The 15,136-nt window shown below is 60.2% G+C and carries 16 protein-coding genes; 9 read left to right on the forward strand and 7 right to left on the reverse strand.

Annotated elements, in window-relative coordinates; all coding sequences use genetic code 11:
* The first annotated feature begins 47 nt into the window (after positions 1 to 47).
* From A7K61_RS05220 to fdhA, 3 genes are all read left to right on the forward strand, one after another.
* Positions 48 to 680 carry a sarcosine oxidase subunit gamma gene (locus tag A7K61_RS05220; protein WP_069557096.1) on the forward strand — a complete coding sequence of 211 codons (633 nt, stop codon included), beginning with the start codon at positions 48 to 50 and terminating at the stop codon, positions 678 to 680.
* A 161-nt stretch (positions 681 to 841) separates the two neighbouring features.
* A complete protein-coding gene (purU, locus tag A7K61_RS05225; protein WP_044271799.1) occupies positions 842 to 1,699 on the forward strand; it encodes a formyltetrahydrofolate deformylase in 858 nt (285 codons plus the stop codon).
* A gap of 183 nt (positions 1,700 to 1,882) precedes the next feature.
* A complete protein-coding gene (gene fdhA, locus A7K61_RS05230; RefSeq protein ID WP_003194849.1) occupies positions 1,883 to 3,082 on the forward strand; it encodes a formaldehyde dehydrogenase, glutathione-independent in 1,200 nt (399 codons plus the stop codon).
* 136 nt (positions 3,083 to 3,218) lie between these two features.
* Here the strand turns inward: fdhA and A7K61_RS32195 are convergent, their stop codons facing one another.
* Positions 3,219 to 3,722 (reverse strand): hypothetical protein, encoded by a 504-nt coding sequence (locus A7K61_RS32195; protein WP_125970773.1) that lies wholly within the window; start codon positions 3,720 to 3,722, stop codon positions 3,219 to 3,221.
* A gap of 220 nt (positions 3,723 to 3,942) precedes the next feature.
* The gene (locus A7K61_RS05235; RefSeq protein ID WP_044271796.1) at positions 3,943 to 4,401 is read right to left on the reverse strand and encodes an anti-sigma factor domain-containing protein; all 459 of its coding nucleotides are present in this window, start codon (positions 4,399 to 4,401) and stop codon (positions 3,943 to 3,945) included.
* A 136-nt stretch (positions 4,402 to 4,537) separates the two neighbouring features.
* Between A7K61_RS05235 and A7K61_RS05240 the strand changes: the two genes are divergently transcribed.
* Positions 4,538 to 5,110, forward strand: coding sequence for a DUF2780 domain-containing protein (locus A7K61_RS05240; protein WP_047711945.1), 573 nt, complete (start codon positions 4,538 to 4,540; stop codon positions 5,108 to 5,110).
* Here the strand turns inward: A7K61_RS05240 and A7K61_RS05245 are convergent.
* Positions 5,107 to 5,994 carry an acyltransferase gene (locus tag A7K61_RS05245; protein WP_044271786.1) on the reverse strand — a complete coding sequence of 296 codons (888 nt, stop codon included), beginning with the start codon at positions 5,992 to 5,994 and terminating at the stop codon, positions 5,107 to 5,109. The two genes, A7K61_RS05240 and A7K61_RS05245, sit on opposite strands and share 4 nt — an antisense overlap.
* Positions 5,995 to 6,165: 171 nt before the next feature.
* On the opposite strand from A7K61_RS05245, the gene A7K61_RS05250 reads away from it, so the two are divergent.
* The 5 genes from A7K61_RS05250 to A7K61_RS34180 are packed head-to-tail and all read left to right on the forward strand — an operon-like array spanning position 6,166 to position 10,362.
* Positions 6,166 to 6,666, forward strand: a complete 501-nt coding sequence (locus A7K61_RS05250; RefSeq protein WP_014720226.1) for an ATP-dependent zinc protease — start codon at positions 6,166 to 6,168, stop codon at positions 6,664 to 6,666.
* A gap of 8 nt (positions 6,667 to 6,674) precedes the next feature.
* Complete coding sequence (gene creB / locus A7K61_RS05255; RefSeq protein ID WP_003194839.1) at positions 6,675 to 7,343, forward strand: two-component system response regulator CreB; 669 nt, start codon at positions 6,675 to 6,677, stop codon at positions 7,341 to 7,343.
* Positions 7,343 to 8,782: a two-component system sensor histidine kinase CreC gene (gene creC / locus A7K61_RS05260; protein ID WP_069557097.1), complete on the forward strand. Its 1,440-nt coding sequence runs from the start codon at positions 7,343 to 7,345 to the stop codon at positions 8,780 to 8,782. The genes creB and creC overlap by 1 nt, the downstream gene beginning before the upstream one ends.
* Before the next feature lie 51 nt (positions 8,783 to 8,833).
* Positions 8,834 to 10,183, forward strand: coding sequence for a cell envelope integrity protein CreD (gene creD / locus A7K61_RS05265; RefSeq protein WP_069557098.1), 1,350 nt, complete (start codon positions 8,834 to 8,836; stop codon positions 10,181 to 10,183).
* The gene (locus tag A7K61_RS34180; protein ID WP_032894972.1) at positions 10,180 to 10,362 is read left to right on the forward strand and encodes a hypothetical protein; all 183 of its coding nucleotides are present in this window, start codon (positions 10,180 to 10,182) and stop codon (positions 10,360 to 10,362) included. The genes creD and A7K61_RS34180 overlap by 4 nt, the downstream gene beginning before the upstream one ends.
* Here A7K61_RS34180 and A7K61_RS05275 read toward each other — a convergent pair.
* From A7K61_RS05275 to A7K61_RS05285, 4 genes are all read right to left on the reverse strand, one after another.
* Positions 10,347 to 10,976 carry a glutathione S-transferase family protein gene (locus tag A7K61_RS05275; protein WP_047711942.1) on the reverse strand — a complete coding sequence of 210 codons (630 nt, stop codon included), beginning with the start codon at positions 10,974 to 10,976 and terminating at the stop codon, positions 10,347 to 10,349. The two genes, A7K61_RS34180 and A7K61_RS05275, sit on opposite strands and share 16 nt — an antisense overlap.
* Positions 10,977 to 11,082: 106 nt before the next feature.
* Positions 11,083 to 11,253 carry a hypothetical protein gene (locus A7K61_RS32200; RefSeq protein ID WP_098950171.1) on the reverse strand — a complete coding sequence of 57 codons (171 nt, stop codon included), beginning with the start codon at positions 11,251 to 11,253 and terminating at the stop codon, positions 11,083 to 11,085.
* Positions 11,250 to 12,353 carry a PepSY domain-containing protein gene (locus tag A7K61_RS05280; protein ID WP_069557099.1) on the reverse strand — a complete coding sequence of 368 codons (1,104 nt, stop codon included), beginning with the start codon at positions 12,351 to 12,353 and terminating at the stop codon, positions 11,250 to 11,252. Before A7K61_RS05280 ends, A7K61_RS32200 begins: the two co-directional genes overlap by 4 nt.
* A 62-nt stretch (positions 12,354 to 12,415) precedes the next feature.
* Positions 12,416 to 14,845 carry a TonB-dependent siderophore receptor gene (locus A7K61_RS05285; RefSeq protein WP_069557100.1) on the reverse strand — a complete coding sequence of 810 codons (2,430 nt, stop codon included), beginning with the start codon at positions 14,843 to 14,845 and terminating at the stop codon, positions 12,416 to 12,418.
* Positions 14,846 to 15,136 lie beyond the last annotated feature (291 nt).

The following is a 15,136-nucleotide window of genomic DNA, read 5'->3' on the forward strand; positions in this document are numbered from 1 at the left end:
CGCGATGAGGCCAGAACAGTCACCACAGAATTCAGAACAGGTGCTTTATGACAGCAGCCAATGTTTACCAACAACGCCCCACCACCGGTGCCAAGGCCGAGTCGTCGCTGCACCATGCCGACCTCGCCAGCCTGGTGGGCAAGGGCCGCAAGAACGCCGGCGTGACCGTGCGTGAAAAGAAACTCCTCGGCCACCTGACTATCCGTGGCGATGGCCACGACGCCGCCTTCGCCGCTGGCGTACACAAGGCGGTTGGCATCGAACTGCCCGGCCCCTTGAGCGTGGTCGTCAACGGTGAAACCAGCCTGCAGTGGCTCGGCCCGGATGAGTGGCTGTTGATCGTGCCGAGCGGTGAAGAGTTTGCCGCCGAGCAAAATCTGCGCGCTGCCCTGGGCGACCTGCATATCCAGATCGTCAACGTCAGCGGCGGCCAGCAGATTCTTGAACTGAGCGGCCCGAATGTGCGCGATGTGCTGATGAAGTCCACCAGCTATGAAGTGCACCCTAATAACTTTCCGGTGGGCAAGGCGGTGGGTACGGTGTTTGCCAAGTCGCAACTGGTGATCCGTCATACCAGCGACGACACCTGGGAGCTGCTGATCCGTCGCAGCTTCTCGGATTACTGGTGGTTGTGGCTGCAGGATGCCTCGGCCGAATTCGGCCTGAGCGTCCAAGCCTGACATGGCGCTCGCGCTGTCTCACCCCTTCACTGTAGGAGCGAGCTTGCTCGCGAAAAACTCAAAGACGCCGCGTTCATTCAGCATGCACGCATCATCGTTGGCGTTCTTCGCGAGCAAGCTCGCTCCTACAGTCGATAGCGTTGTTTGAGGAGTTATTCGTAATGAGCCGCGCCCCTGATACATGGATTTTGACCGCCGACTGCCCCAGCGTGCTCGGCACGGTGGACGCGGTCACCCGCTATCTGTTCGAACAGGGCTGCTACGTCACCGAGCACCATTCGTTCGATGACCGCCTTTCGGGCCGGTTTTTCATTCGTGTGGAGTTTCGCCAGCCCGATGGCTTCGACGAGCAAGCCTTTCGCGCAGGCCTGGCGAGCCGTGGCGAAGCGTTTGGCATGATCTTCGAACTGACGGCGCCGAACTACCGGCCCAAAGTGGTGATCATGGTCTCCAAGGCCGATCACTGCCTCAACGACCTGCTGTATCGCCAGCGCATCGGCCAGTTGTCGATGGATGTGGTCGCGGTGGTGTCCAACCACCCTGATCTGAAACCGTTGGCCGACTGGCACCAGATTCCCTACTACCATTTCCCCCTGGACCCCAACGACAAACCGTCCCAGGAGCGTCAGGTGTGGCAGGTGATTGAAGACACCGGCGCCGAATTGGTGATCCTTGCGCGCTACATGCAAGTGCTGTCACCGGAGCTGTGCCGCAAGCTGGACGGCAAGGCCATCAACATTCATCACTCGTTGCTGCCGGGCTTCAAGGGCGCCAAGCCGTATCACCAGGCGTACAACAAGGGCGTGAAACTGGTGGGCGCCACGGCGCATTACATCAACAACGATCTGGATGAAGGGCCGATCATCGCCCAAGGCGTGGAAGTGGTGGATCACAGCCACTATCCCGAAGACTTGATTGCCAAGGGGCGCGATATCGAAGGGCTCACATTGGCGCGGGCGGTGGGGTATCACATCGAGCGGCGGGTGTTTTTGAATGCCAATCGCACCGTCGTTCTCTAGATCGCTATCGCAGGCAAGCCAGCTCCCACATTCCTGGATGTGTGAACCCGATCCACGGTGGGAGCTGGCTTGCCTGCGATGAGGCCCTTACAAGCAACACAAGAAACAGCATCTGTACCCGAGCACTTAACGCGCTGCCCCAAGGGCAACGCAGTTCCATAAAAACAACAGCGAGGTGAAAGCATGTCTGGTAATCGTGGTGTCGTGTATCTCGGCAACGGCAAGGTCGAAGTACAGAAAATCGACTATCCCAAAATGCAGGACCCCCGTGGCAGGAAGATTGAGCACGGCGTCATCCTGCGCGTGGTCTCCACCAACATCTGCGGCTCCGACCAACACATGGTGCGCGGCCGCACCACGGCCCAGACCGGCCTGGTGCTGGGGCATGAAATCACCGGTGAAGTGATCGAGAAGGGCAGCGACGTCGAGAACCTGAAAATCGGTGACCTGGTGTCTGTGCCCTTCAACGTGGCGTGCGGCCGCTGCCGCTCCTGCAAGGAACAACACACCGGCGTCTGCCTGACCGTCAACCCGGCCCGTGCCGGTGGTGCCTACGGCTACGTGGACATGGGCGACTGGACCGGCGGCCAGGCCGAGTACGTGCTGGTGCCGTATGCCGACTTCAACCTGCTGAAACTGCCGGACCGCGACAAGGCCATGGAGAAAATCCGTGACCTGACCTGCCTCTCCGACATCCTGCCCACCGGCTATCACGGCGCCGTTACGGCCGGTGTTGGCCCAGGCAGCACCGTGTACATCGCTGGCGCCGGCCCGGTCGGCCTGGCCGCTGCCGCCTCCGCTCGTTTGCTGGGTGCAGCGGTGGTGATCATCGGTGACGTCAACTCAATCCGCCTGGCCCACGCCAAGGCCCAGGGTTTTGAAGTGGTCGACCTGTCCACCGACACCCCCCTGCACGAACAAATAGCCGCGCTATTGGGCGAGCCCGAAGTGGACTGCGCCGTTGACTGCGTGGGCTTTGAAGCGCGCGGCCACGGTCATGACGGCGTCAAGGCCGAAGCCCCGGCCACGGTGCTCAACTCGCTGATGGGCGTGGTGCGCGTGGCGGGCAAGATCGGTATCCCAGGCCTGTATGTGACCGAGGACCCAGGTGCTGTCGATGCCGCCGCGAAAATGGGTAGCCTGAGCATTCGCTTTGGCCTGGGCTGGGCCAAATCCCACAGCTTCCACACCGGGCAGACGCCGGTGATGAAGTACAACCGCCAACTGATGCAGGCGATCATGTGGGACCGTATCAACATTGCCGAGATCGTCGGCGTGCAGGTGATCAGCCTGGATGACGCGCCACGCGGGTATGGCGAGTTCGATGCGGGTGTGCCGAAGAAGTTTGTGATTGATCCGCATAGTTTGTTTAGTGCAGCTTGAGTTCAAGATAAAAGGGCGGCCAATGGCCGCCCTGCTGCATTATTTGAAAGCTAGAACTTTCGTAGTGAGGTAAGGCGCGTTTAGCGGTTCTGAATTCTCCACGCATAACCCATGCTTAGAGGTCTGGTAGTCGTATTTATTTAAAAGAGCAACTTGTATGGGTGCAGTACTTGTTGATCGTGCCGGCTGTATTAGTGGTGGTTTCATTTTCCCAAGTGCCAGCATCCGGTTTAGGTAGCTCGCCGACACGTTTGACCAGTCGGATTCGAGCGTCATCTCCCGCGCCAACATAATCACATCTGATGTAGGCGACAGTTGTGCCCGGACTTTCTGTTTCATTGGGATCCTCCGATCCCTCTGTGCTTGAAATTACCCGTTGCGCCAGTGTGACCCTGTCAAAGTGTAGCCCTGCATTCAGGTAAGACTTATCTGCGTCGGGTGCGCCGGGCTGATTGGAGCCTTTCCAATTACCAAACTGGTATTTGTAGGTTCCGTTGTCCAGGGAGCCATTGACCTGACTTAGATCTGGACAGCTTTCCGCCGACGCGTAAGTGGTTCCAAGTAACGCAGCCAGCGATATAAAACCTGACAGGCAGAAGAGGCTCAGAGAAGGCTGTTTTTTGAATGTTGAAGGGTTCATCCTTGTTTGCTCCAGTGCTTGAAGGAGTCTCCATCATCAATATTTAATTTGATATGAGCTACTGTGAATGTTGACAGGTTTTTAGATTCATTTTTTATGCGGTCTATAATCAAATTGAATAAGTATTCAAGATGTCTATCGTGTGGTGGGCGATTTACAGGTGACGTTGGAGCGGGCAAGCCCGCTCCGACAGTTTGATCCGAGTTTGCGTAGCCGAGGATTAGCGAATTGCCAGTGCCCCTTGATACACCGTAGGGCCGGTTGGCTGCTTACTCACTGAGCCACCTTTGGTTTCAGAACTTACCATCAACTCCACGGGTTGTTTGATGGTTTCCTGCTGGCGCGGATTCAGGCCAATGATACCTTTGCCATCCTCCGGCAACAGGCCAAGGGACACCGGTGTGCCGTCTTTGGGAATCGCCCAGAGTTCAAGGCTTTGGTCGGGTGCTGGCGCCGTGGAGGCAATCGGTTCTACTTCCAGGTAATCCTTGTGGGCCATGATCTGTGCGGCTGGCTGCTGGGTCGTGGTCACCAACGTTGCCGCGGATTTGACGCTGTCCTGGGTGTAGAGCGCGCCGCCGATACCGGCAACCACCACCACGCAGGCGCCGATGAACAGGCGAGGGCGGCTCCAGAACGCAGGCTTGTGCTCAATCACTGGGGGTTGGATCGCAGTCATAAGTCTCTTCTCGACAAATTTTGTAGTCAGTTCATGGACCCGCTTATCCTCGATGGGTTCCTGAGGGGCTCCGGAACAACCGACGGGTTACCCAGTCCAACGCCTGCGTTTACCCCTATACCCAGAGGTTGTTTCGATGAAGATTTCACGCGGTTTTGCCCTGTCCTGCCTGTTGACCGTGGCCGCCGGCCCGGTGTTCGCCGCAGGTTTCAGCCTTGGCGATGCAGCCAACGCCATTTCCGGCATGCAGGGTGGCAACAACAAGGCCGCTGCCGCCGCGCCTACGTCGGAAACGGGCGGCCTGCTGAAGGCCCTGACCTCGCAACTGAACATCACCCCCGAGCAAGCGGTGGGCGGCACGGGTGCCATGCTGGGTCTGGCCAAGAACAAACTCAGCGGCAACGACTTCTCGCAGTTGAGTAGCAGTGTGCCGGGCCTCGAGCAGCTGTCGGGTAATAACGCGTTGGGCAGCCTCGGTGCCTTGAGCGGGATGCTCGGCCAAACCGGCGGCAGCAAGACCAGCGGCCTGGACGGCCTGCTGGGCAACGTGAAAAGCACCAATGACTTGAACACCGCCTTCAGCGCTCTGGGCATGGACAGCGGCATGGTCGGCCAGTTTGCCCCGGTGATTTTGCAATACCTGGGCGGCGCGGGTGCCAGCAACTCCGTGCTGGGCAAATTGGCTCAGGCGTGGGGCACCGGCAGCTAAAGAGGCTCCTCGCGCAGTTGTTCGATGCGCGCATCCTTTTCCATCCAGAGCTGGTTGACCCAGTTCTGGACGGTCTGGCGAAACGCCGGATCATTCTCGTAATCCCCTTGCCACAACGCCGGGTCCAGCTCGCGGGTGCGGATATCCACGATCACCGTCGGCACCGCGCCGCTGATCAAGTCCCAGAACCCCGGAATCTTTTGCTGCGGGTACACCACGGTCACGTCGAGGATCGCGTCCAACTGTTCGCCCATCGCCGCCAGCACAAAGGCCACGCCGCCCGCCTTGGGCTTGAGCAACCGGTTATACGGTGAAGCCTGTTGCGTGCGCTTGGCCTCGTTGAACCGCGTGCCCTCCAGGTAATTGACCACGGTGACCGGCTGACGCTTGAACAGCTCGCACGCTTGCTTGGTGATCTTCAAATCCTGCCCCGCCAGCTCCGGGTGCTTGGCCAGGAACGCCTTGGTGTAGCGCTTCATGAAGGGGTAATCCAGCGCCCACCAGGCCAGGCCGAGGAAGGGCACCCAGATCAGTTCTTTTTTCAGGAAGAACTTGAAGAACGGTGTGCGCCGGTTCAATGCCTGGATCAGTGCGGGAATGTCGACCCAGGATTGGTGGTTGCTGATCACCAGGTAAGAGGTATCGCCGCGCAGGTCCTCGCCACCGCGAATATCCCATTGGGTGGGGATGCACGCGGCGAAGATCAGCTTGTCGATCTCGGCCCAGGTCTCGGCGATCCACATCACCGCCCATGAGGCATAGTCACGCGAGCGCCCTGGCGCCACCAGCTTGAGCAGGGCGAAGACCATCAAGGGGCCGATCAGGATCAGCGTGTTGAGTAACAGCAGCAGTGTAACCAGACAGCCGGTGAGCAGGCGGCGCATAAGCAACTCTTGGAATTCTGTGGGCGGGCCATGATAAGCAAGGTGAGTCTAGAGGCCAAATCGCAAAATGCCCGACGAATGTTTCACACTGTGCGCGATATGCTCGGTCATCCAACTAAGTGCTGTGTTTGCGGTCTAGACTCCGCCCACTTCTTTCGAGGAAATCCTGCCGTGAAATTACTCCTTGCCGCGTTCGCCCTGGTTGCTGTGCCTGTCATGGCGGCCGAGCCGACCCTTTACGGTCGCTACGAATACATCCAGTTGCCGGAGATCGGCCAGACCTTCAAGGCCAAGATGGACACCGGCGCACTGACCGCCTCGCTGTCGGCGCGTGACATCGAAACCTTTCAGCGCGACGGCGATGACTGGGTGCGCTTCCGCCTCGGCGGCGAAGACGCAGGTAACAAGGTGTATGAGCATAAGGTGTCGCGCATCAGCAAGATCAAGAGCCGCGCCGACGAAGATGATGACAAGGACGAAGCCAGCGTGGCCAAGCGCCCGGTGATCGACCTGGAAATGTGCCTGGGCGACGTCAAGCGCACCGTCGAGGTCAACCTCACTGACCGCAGCAGTTTCAACTACCCACTGCTGATTGGCGCCAAGGCCCTGCGTGAATTTGGCGCTGCGGTAAACCCGGCACGTCGCTACACTGCCGACAAACCGGACTGCTGATTGAACCCATGCCGCACATCCTGATTGTCGAAGACGAAGCGGCGATAGCCGACACGCTGATCTTTGCCCTGCAAGGCGAAGGCTTCACCACCACCTGGCTGACGCTCGGCCAGGCGGCGCTGGAGCATCAGCGCCAGACCCCGGCCGACCTGGTCATCCTCGACATCGGCCTGCCGGACATCACCGGCTTTGAAACCTGCAAGCAATTGCGCCGCTTCAGCGAAGTGCCGGTGATGTTCCTCAGTGCCCGGGATGCGGAGATCGACCGCGTGGTGGGGCTGGAGATCGGCGCCGATGATTACGTGGTCAAACCTTTCAGCCCACGGGAAGTGGCGGCGCGGGTCCGGGCAATTCTCAAGCGGGTCGGCCCGGGTGTGGCGCCGACGCTGTTCCAGGTAGATCTGGAGCGCATGCAGATTCTCTATCGCGGCCAACCCTTGAGCCTCACGCGCCATGAGTTCCGCCTGCTGCAAAGCCTGTTGGAACAACCCGAGCGTGTGTTCAGCCGCGAGCAACTGCTGGACGCGGTGGGCGTACCCTTTGATGCCGGTTACGAGCGCAATATCGACAGCCATATCAAAAGCCTGCGCAGCAAGCTTCGGAGTGTGGCGGCGGACGCCGAGCCGATCCAGACCCATCGTGGCCTTGGCTATAGCTACAGCCCGAGCCACAGCTGATGCGCCTGGGGCTGCGGATTTTCCTGGTGTATGCGCTGTTTATCGGCCTGACCGGCTACTTCGTGCTCAACACCGTGATGAAGGAAATCCGCCCCGGCGTGCGCCAGTCCACCGAAGAAACCCTGGTGGACACCGCCAACCTGTTGGCCGAGATCCTGCGCGAGGACGTGAAGAACGGCACCCTCGGCCAGAGTCATTGGCCAGCGCTGCTCAAGGCCTATGGCAACCGTCAACCGGGTGCGGTGATCTGGGGGCTGCCGAAAAACCAGGTCAACCATCGCATCTACGTGACCGACGCCAAGGGCAGGGTATTGCTCGACTCCAGCGGTGAAGCGGTGGGCCAGGACTATTCGAAATGGAACGACGTGTACCTGACCCTGCGTGGCGAATACGGTGCGCGCTCCACCCGCAGTGACGCGGACGACGCCACCTCATCGGTTATGCACGTGGGGGCGCCGATTCGTGACAACGGCCAGATTATCGGCGTGGTCACGGTAGCCAAGCCCAACAGCTCGTTGCAACCCTACGTGGATCGCACTGAGCGGCGCCTGCTGTGGTACGGCGCCGGGCTGGTCACCCTGGGGCTGCTGCTGGGCGCGCTATTGTCGTGGTGGCTGACGGCGTCCCTCAGACGCCTTACCGCCTATGCCGAAGCCGTGAGCGAGGGCCGCCGCGCCGAGTTGCCGCATTATCGCGGCGGCGAGCTCAAGCAGTTATCCACCGCCGTGGAACACATGCGCACGCAGCTGGAAGGCAAGGCTTACGTAGAGCGCTACGTGCACACGCTGACCCATGAATTGAAAAGCCCGTTGGCGGCGATTCGCGGGGCGGCGGAGCTGTTGCAGGGCGACATGAGCCGCGAGCAGCAGCAGCGTTTTGTCGGCAATATCGACAGCGAAAGCGCGCGCCTGCAACAGTTGATCGAACGCCTGTTGAACCTGGCCCAGGTGGAGCAGCGCCAGGGTCTGGAAGAGCAGTCGAGCATTCCTTTGGCCGCCCTGGTTGAGGATGTGCTCAAGGCTCAATGTGCGCGGGTCGAAGGCGCCGGCTTGCACGTCGAGCAGGCGATTGCCGCTGATGTGAAGGTATTTGGCGAACCTTTCCTGCTGCGCCAGGCCCTGGGTAACCTGCTGGACAATGCCTTGGACTTTACTCCGCCCGGCGGCACGCTGAGGTTCAGTGCCCAGGTGCGGCATCACGAGGTGCAGGTCGGCCTGTTCAACCAGGCGCAGGCGATTCCCGATTACGCCTTGCCGCGCCTGAGCGAGCGCTTCTACTCGCTGCCGCGCCCGGCCAGCGGGCGCAAAAGTACGGGCCTGGGGCTCAACTTTGTCGAAGAAGTGATGAAGCTGCACGGCGGTACCCTGCAAATCGGCAACGTACCCGGCGGCGTGCAAGCGGTGCTGCATCTCCACACAGTCTCCACATTGCCCACATAAATCCCCCATATCGGCTGGGCAGACTCTCCCCATCAAAACAGGGAGAGACCCATGAACCGCAACCTGCTTTTCAAACTGGGCGCGATTGCGCTGCTGATCCTGCTGCTGTTGATTCCATTGCTGATGATCAACGGCATCATCAGCGACCGCCAGCAACTGCGCGACGGCGTATTGATGGACATTGCCAGAAGCTCAAGCTTTGCCCAGCGCCTCACCGGGCCGGTGATGGTGGTGCCGTATCGCAAGACCGTGCGTGAGTGGAAGCTCAATGAGAAGCTCAACAAACGCTACGAAGAAACCCGTGAAGAACGCGGCCGTCTGTATTTCCTGCCGGACCGTTTTGAGCTCGACGGCAAGGTGCAAACCGAACTGCGCTCGCGGGGGATCTACCAGGCGCGGTTGTTCCATGCCGACAACCGTATCAGCGGGCGTTTCGAGTTGCCTGCGCAGTTGGGGATCACCGAAGACTTTGCAGACTACCGCTTTGAACCGGCGTTTCTGGCGGTGGGCATCAGTGATATTCGCGGCATTGAAAACGCACTGAAGCTGGAACTGGGTGAGCAGCGGCTGGAGTTCTCTCCGGGTTCCCAAGTCGATTGGCTGGGCGAGGGTGTGCATGTGACGCTGCCCGAGCAAGACAGCAAGAAACCCGCCGTGGTGGAGTTCGCCTTCGATCTGCGCCTGCAAGGCACCGAGCAACTGCAAGTGGTGCCCGTGGGCAAGACCAGCCAGGTGTCACTGGCGTCCAACTGGCCGCACCCGAGCTTTATCGGCAACTTCCTGCCGGCTCAACGTGAGGTGACCGACCAGGGCTTCAGCGCCAATTGGCAGACGACATTCTTCTCCACCAACCTCGAACAAGCCCTGCAGAACTGCCTGGACGGGCAAGGCTGTGAAAACTTCAGCAACCGCAGCTTTGGCGTGAACTTCATCGACCCGGTAGACCAGTACCTCAAGAGCGACCGGGCGATTAAATATGCGCTGTTGTTTATCGCCCTGACCTTTGCCGGCTTCTTCCTCTTCGAGGTGCTCAAGAGTCTGGCGGTGCACCCGATCCAGTACGCCTTGGTGGGCGTCGCCCTGGCGTTCTTCTATCTGCTGTTGTTGTCGTTGTCCGAGCATCTGGGCTTTGCCCTGGCCTACCTGATATCCGCCAGCGCCTGTGTGCTGTTGATTGGCTTCTACGTGTGCCATGTGCTGCGCAGCGTTGCCCACGGCCTGGGGTTTTCGGCCGGGCTGGCGGCGTTGTATGGCTTGCTGTACGGGTTGCTCAGTGCCGAGGATTACGCGCTGTTGATGGGCTCGCTGTTGCTGTTTGGCCTGTTGGGCACCGTGATGGTGCTGACACGCAAGCTGGATTGGTATGGGGTGGGTAAACGCAAGGTGGAGCAAGGGCAATGATCGGACTGCGCGAAGACCAGCAAATGAAAGCGAAGATGGTCAACTTTCTCACCAACGCCACCTTCCACTGCAGGAGCGAGCTTGCTCGCGAAGAACGCAAGAACACCGCGTTTAACCAGACGACCCGCGTTATCGTTGACGATTTTCGCGAGCAAGCGCGCTCCTACAGAGGCGGTTGAGTCTGCTGCATCGAAGGCCGCAGGCTGACCTCGGCGTACCAGGCGGCGAGCCTTGGGTTGTCGGTGCGCCATTGCAGATCCGGGTGGCGAAAGTCGATATAGCCCAGGGCACAGGCCACGCTGATGGCGGCGATGTCGAAGTGGCTGGCCAGTTCGGCAATGGCGTCCCGCTCCAGTTCGGCGAGGGCGCGGCGGATCTTGTTGCGCTGTTCATCTAGCCAGGGCGCCCAGTGTTTTTCTGGCGGGCGCATGGCGGTCTCGTAACGCACCAGCACGGCGGCATCCATGATGCCGTCAGCCATCGAGGCCAGGGTCAGGCGCCGCCAGCGGGCCGAGCCGTCGCGGGGGATCAGCGGGTTGCCGACATGCTGGTGGTCGAAGTAATCGAGGATCACCCGGCTGTCGTGCAGTACCGAACCGTCGGCCAGGCGCAGGGCCGGGATCTTGCCGGTGGGGTTGCCTTGCACCACATCGGCGTCCGGGGTGATGGGCGTGGGCATGCAAGCGTGCAGGGCCACGCGGTCCTGTTGGCCGGTCTCGATCAGCAGCACGCGGACTTTGCGCACGAAGGGTGACGCCGGGTTGTGGAACAAGGTCATGCTAGGCGCGGACATGGGCATTCCTCTGTAGGAGCGAGCTTGCTCGCGAATAACGCCAACGATAACGCAGCTCGCTTGGTTTAACGCGGTGCTCTCGGGTTTTTCGCGAGCAAGCTCGCTCCTACAGCAGTTTGTAGACGGCAATGGCCGCGGGTATGCCCAACCCGATCCAACTCAAAGAATCCCACCACCCATCCCCCAGCAGCGCCGCAAACAACCCGGCGGCACTGAGCAGGCCAATCCCCAGCGGTAAGGCAAACACCTTCCAGAAATTCGACTGCCGCGGCTTCATACCCTGGCCGCCTTGCGCCGTACGATCCATAAGTAAATGCCGCTCACCAGCACGATGATGGTCAACACATCCAGCACCGCCCACAGGACCTTCATCGGCATGCCGCCGTAATCACCAAAATGCAGGGGTTGGGACATGCCCATGGCGTCCATGTACCACGGCCGTTCGGCGATGGCGGTGACGGCAAGGGTGCTGGCGTCGATCAGGACCGGTGTCAGCAAATGGGAGGTCAAGTGGGTGCTGCCCTTCATGAACACAGCGTAGTGATGTTCGCTGGAAAAGCGCGTGCCGGGGAAGGCGATAAAGTCTGGCTCCATACCCGGTGCGGCCTTGGCGGCAATGCTCAACAGCTCGGTGGCGGGTGCGCGCTGGGTCAGCGGCGGGGCGTTCTTGTAGGGTTCGATCATGGCGCTGAGGCTGTCCTGGCGCCAGGCGGCGATGATCAGGTCGGCGCAGGCGCTGATCACGCCAGTCACCCCCACCACCAGCGCCCAGGTCAAAGTGACCACGCCGATCAGGTTGTGCAGGTCGAGCCAGCGCAGGCGAGTGGACTTGTCCTGGCGCACGGTGGCGAACTTCAAGCGGCGCATGAACGGCAGGTACAACACCGTGCCCGAGATAATCGCCAGCACAAACAGAATGCCCATGAACGCCAGCAACAACTTGCCCGCCAGCCCGGCAAACATATCCACATGCAGGCGCAGCAGGAACAGGGTGAAGCCCCCATTGGCAGACGGCATTTCGACGGTTTCGCCAGTGCGGGCATCGAGCATGAAGGTGTGCGATGAGTTCGGCTCCGTGCCGGCGGTGGCCGCCATGATCGCGATCACGCCGTTGTTGTCGTCTTCGTCCCAGGCCAGGTACTGCATGGCCTCGCCGGGGCGATGGGCCTGGGCTTTGGCGACTAGCTGCTCGAGGTTGAGCCGGGGCGTATCGGCAGGCATCTGCGCCAGTTCGGGCTCATTGCCCAGCAGGTGGTCGATCTCGTGGTGAAACACCAACGGCAGGCCGGTGAGGGCGAGCATCAGCAGGAATACGGTGCAGATCAGGCTGGTCCAGGTGTGGATGAAGGACCAGCGGCGGATGGTTTTGCTTTTCATTGTCTAGCCTTCAGATGCACCAAAGCCGCCCGGTGGGGCGGCTTGGCTGTTAACTCAGCTGATTACCACTGGTAGGTGGCGCTGGCGACGACGCTGCGTTGGTCGCCGAAGTAGCAATAGGAGCCATCACAGGTGGAAATGTAGTCCTTGTTGAACAGGTTGGTCGCGTTCACTTTCACCGACGCGCCCTTGAGGCTGTTGTCCAGGCGGCCGAGGTCGTAGTGCACCGCGCCGTCGAAGACGGTGTAGGCGTTGGCCTTGCCGGCCCAGGTATTGGCCTGGTCGCCGTAGGTGTTGCCGGTGTAGCGGGCGCCGAAGCCGATACCGAAACCGTCGAGCGCGCCGGTGTGCCAGGTGTAGTCGGTCCACAAGGACGCTTGTTGGTTAGGCATCAGTTGCAGGCGGTTGCCTTTGTACTGACCTTTTTGCACCTCAGACTTGGCCAAGGTGTAGGCCGCGATGACTTTGAGGTTTTCGGTCACATCAGACACGGCTTCCAGCTCCAGGCCTTTGACTTTCACTACGCCGGTTTGGTCGGTGACAGACACACCACCGGACTGGAAGCTGCTGACCAGAACGTTCTTCTGGGTCAGGTCATACAGCGCGGCACTGAGTAGCGTGTTCGAACCCGGCGGTTGGTACTTGATCCCCAATTCCCACTGCTTGCCTTCGGTAGGTTTATAGGACTCTGTAGGAGAGGCACTGGCGTTGCTCGCCGGCTGGAAAGATTCGGCGTAGGAGATATACGGTACGAAGCCCGAGTCGAACACATAGCTCAGTGCCGCGTTCCCGCTGAAATTCTTGCTGCGGTCAGTATTGGTCGCGTCGTTTTTGTTGAAGTACGTGGTGCCCTGGTGCACCCAGTCTTCACGGCCCCCCAGGGTCAGGCGCCAGTTATCAAGAGCCATCTGGTCCTGGACGTAGAGACCGGTCTGGACGGTTTTCTGATTGTAGTCGTAGAAAGCGCCGGAGCGTGCGGGGCGTTCAACTGGCGTGGTGTTGACCGGGTTGAAGATGTTGACTCGTCCGGCCTGCCCGTAAATCGACAGGTACGAGGTATCGGTACGCTGGTGGTCAAGCCCGAGTAGAAGGGTGTGGGTGACGTCGCCTGTGGAGAAGTCGGCCTGAAAGTTGTTATCTACCGCCAATTGTCCGATGTTCTCGTCCACGTTGGTCGAAGAACGGTCCATATTGCCTTCGGCGTCGACCGGTGCCCAGCCAAAGGCGCCCACGGTCAATTGTTGGAACGACAATTCTGATTTGGTGTAACGCAGATTCTGTTTGAACTGCCAGGTATCGTTGAAGCGGTGCTCGAATGCGTAGCCGAGTGCGTAATAGGTACGGTCGTAGAACTCGTAGTCTGGATCGCCCAGGTTTTTATGATGCGAAACGTCACCCAGTGGCGACTTGATCTTGGTGCCGACTATCGGCAGGAATTGGCTGGTCGCCCCGGTATCGTCGCGGGTGAACTGCGACAGCAAGGTCAACTTGGTATCGGTGTCGATATTCCAGGTCAAGCTCGGTGCGATGTTGTAGCGCTTGTTGTCGATGTGATCGACCTGGGTACCGGCATCGCGCACCACGCCGCCAACGCTGTAGAGAAACTGGCCCTCATCATCGATCTTGCCAGTGCTTTCGAAATTGATCTGGCGGTGGTTGTCACTGCCGTATTGCACCTGGATAGCACTGCTCTGTTCGGCGCTGGGACGGCGGCTGACCATGTCCAGCAAGCCACCAGGTGGAGTTTGACCATAAACCGATGAAGCCGGGCCGCGCAGCAGGGCGAGGCGATCGAGGTTCCAGGTTTCGGCTTTTGGGTTGGCGTACACGCCACGGGGCAGTGGCAGGCCGTCGAGGAATTGGGTGGGTTCAAAGCCGCGCACGCGCATCCAGTCGTAACGGGTGTCGCTGCCGTAGCTGGCGGACACGATGCCGGGCATGTACTTGACCGCGTCGTCGAGGTTCTGCACGTTACGGTCCTGCATCTGCTCGCGGGTGGCAACCGAGATCGAGCGTGGTGCCTCAACCAGCGCGGTATCGGTTTTGGTGCCGGCGGCGGTGCGCTTTGCTACATATCCTTCCACCGGCCCCCAAGCGCTTTCATAGCTGCCTTGGCCGGTGATGTTGGTGGTCGGCAAGGCAACGACGCCCTCCGGAACCGGCATCAGGGTGTAAGTGCCCGCACTGCTTTGTTCCAACTGCAACCCCGTTCCCCGCAAGGCCTCACGCAACGCGCCCTGCGCATCGAACTGGCCTTTGACCGGCGCCGAGGTCTTGCCGGCGGCGAGTGCGGGGTTGAGGGTCAGCGCCAGGCCGGCCTGGCTGGCGATCTGGTTCAGGGTGGTGGCCAGGGGCGCAGCCGGCAGGTTGTAGGCGCGCACGCTGGACGCTTGTTCTGCGGCATACAGCGTGGTGCTGGCGAGCGGGGCGCTGAGGGCGATCGCCACGGCTAACAGGCTGGGGCGCAACAAGGTGTCTAGCGTGCGGGACATAAGGGCGGCTCCTGAATGGAAATATTTCTCAATTGCCTAGGTGCCGAGTGAGAATCGAAAAGTGATAGGGCCAAGTGAAAAAATTTTACTGAGGTGTGCTTGAGGGCCTCATCGCAGCATAGGTATCTACACAACTTCGGCACGACGCTATTGCTCCCTTGAGGATTAGACAGCCGACGCCTATCTACCTGACACACCACGATCAAACTGTGGGAGCGGGCTTGCTCGCGAAGGCGGCCTGACAGCCGACACAGTTATACCGAGTACATATCCATTTCTGCGGTAACGGCC

Origin of the sequence: Pseudomonas sp. AP42, assembly GCF_001728935.1 — a bacterium.
GTDB lineage: Bacteria > Pseudomonadota > Gammaproteobacteria > Pseudomonadales > Pseudomonadaceae > Aquipseudomonas > Aquipseudomonas lactis.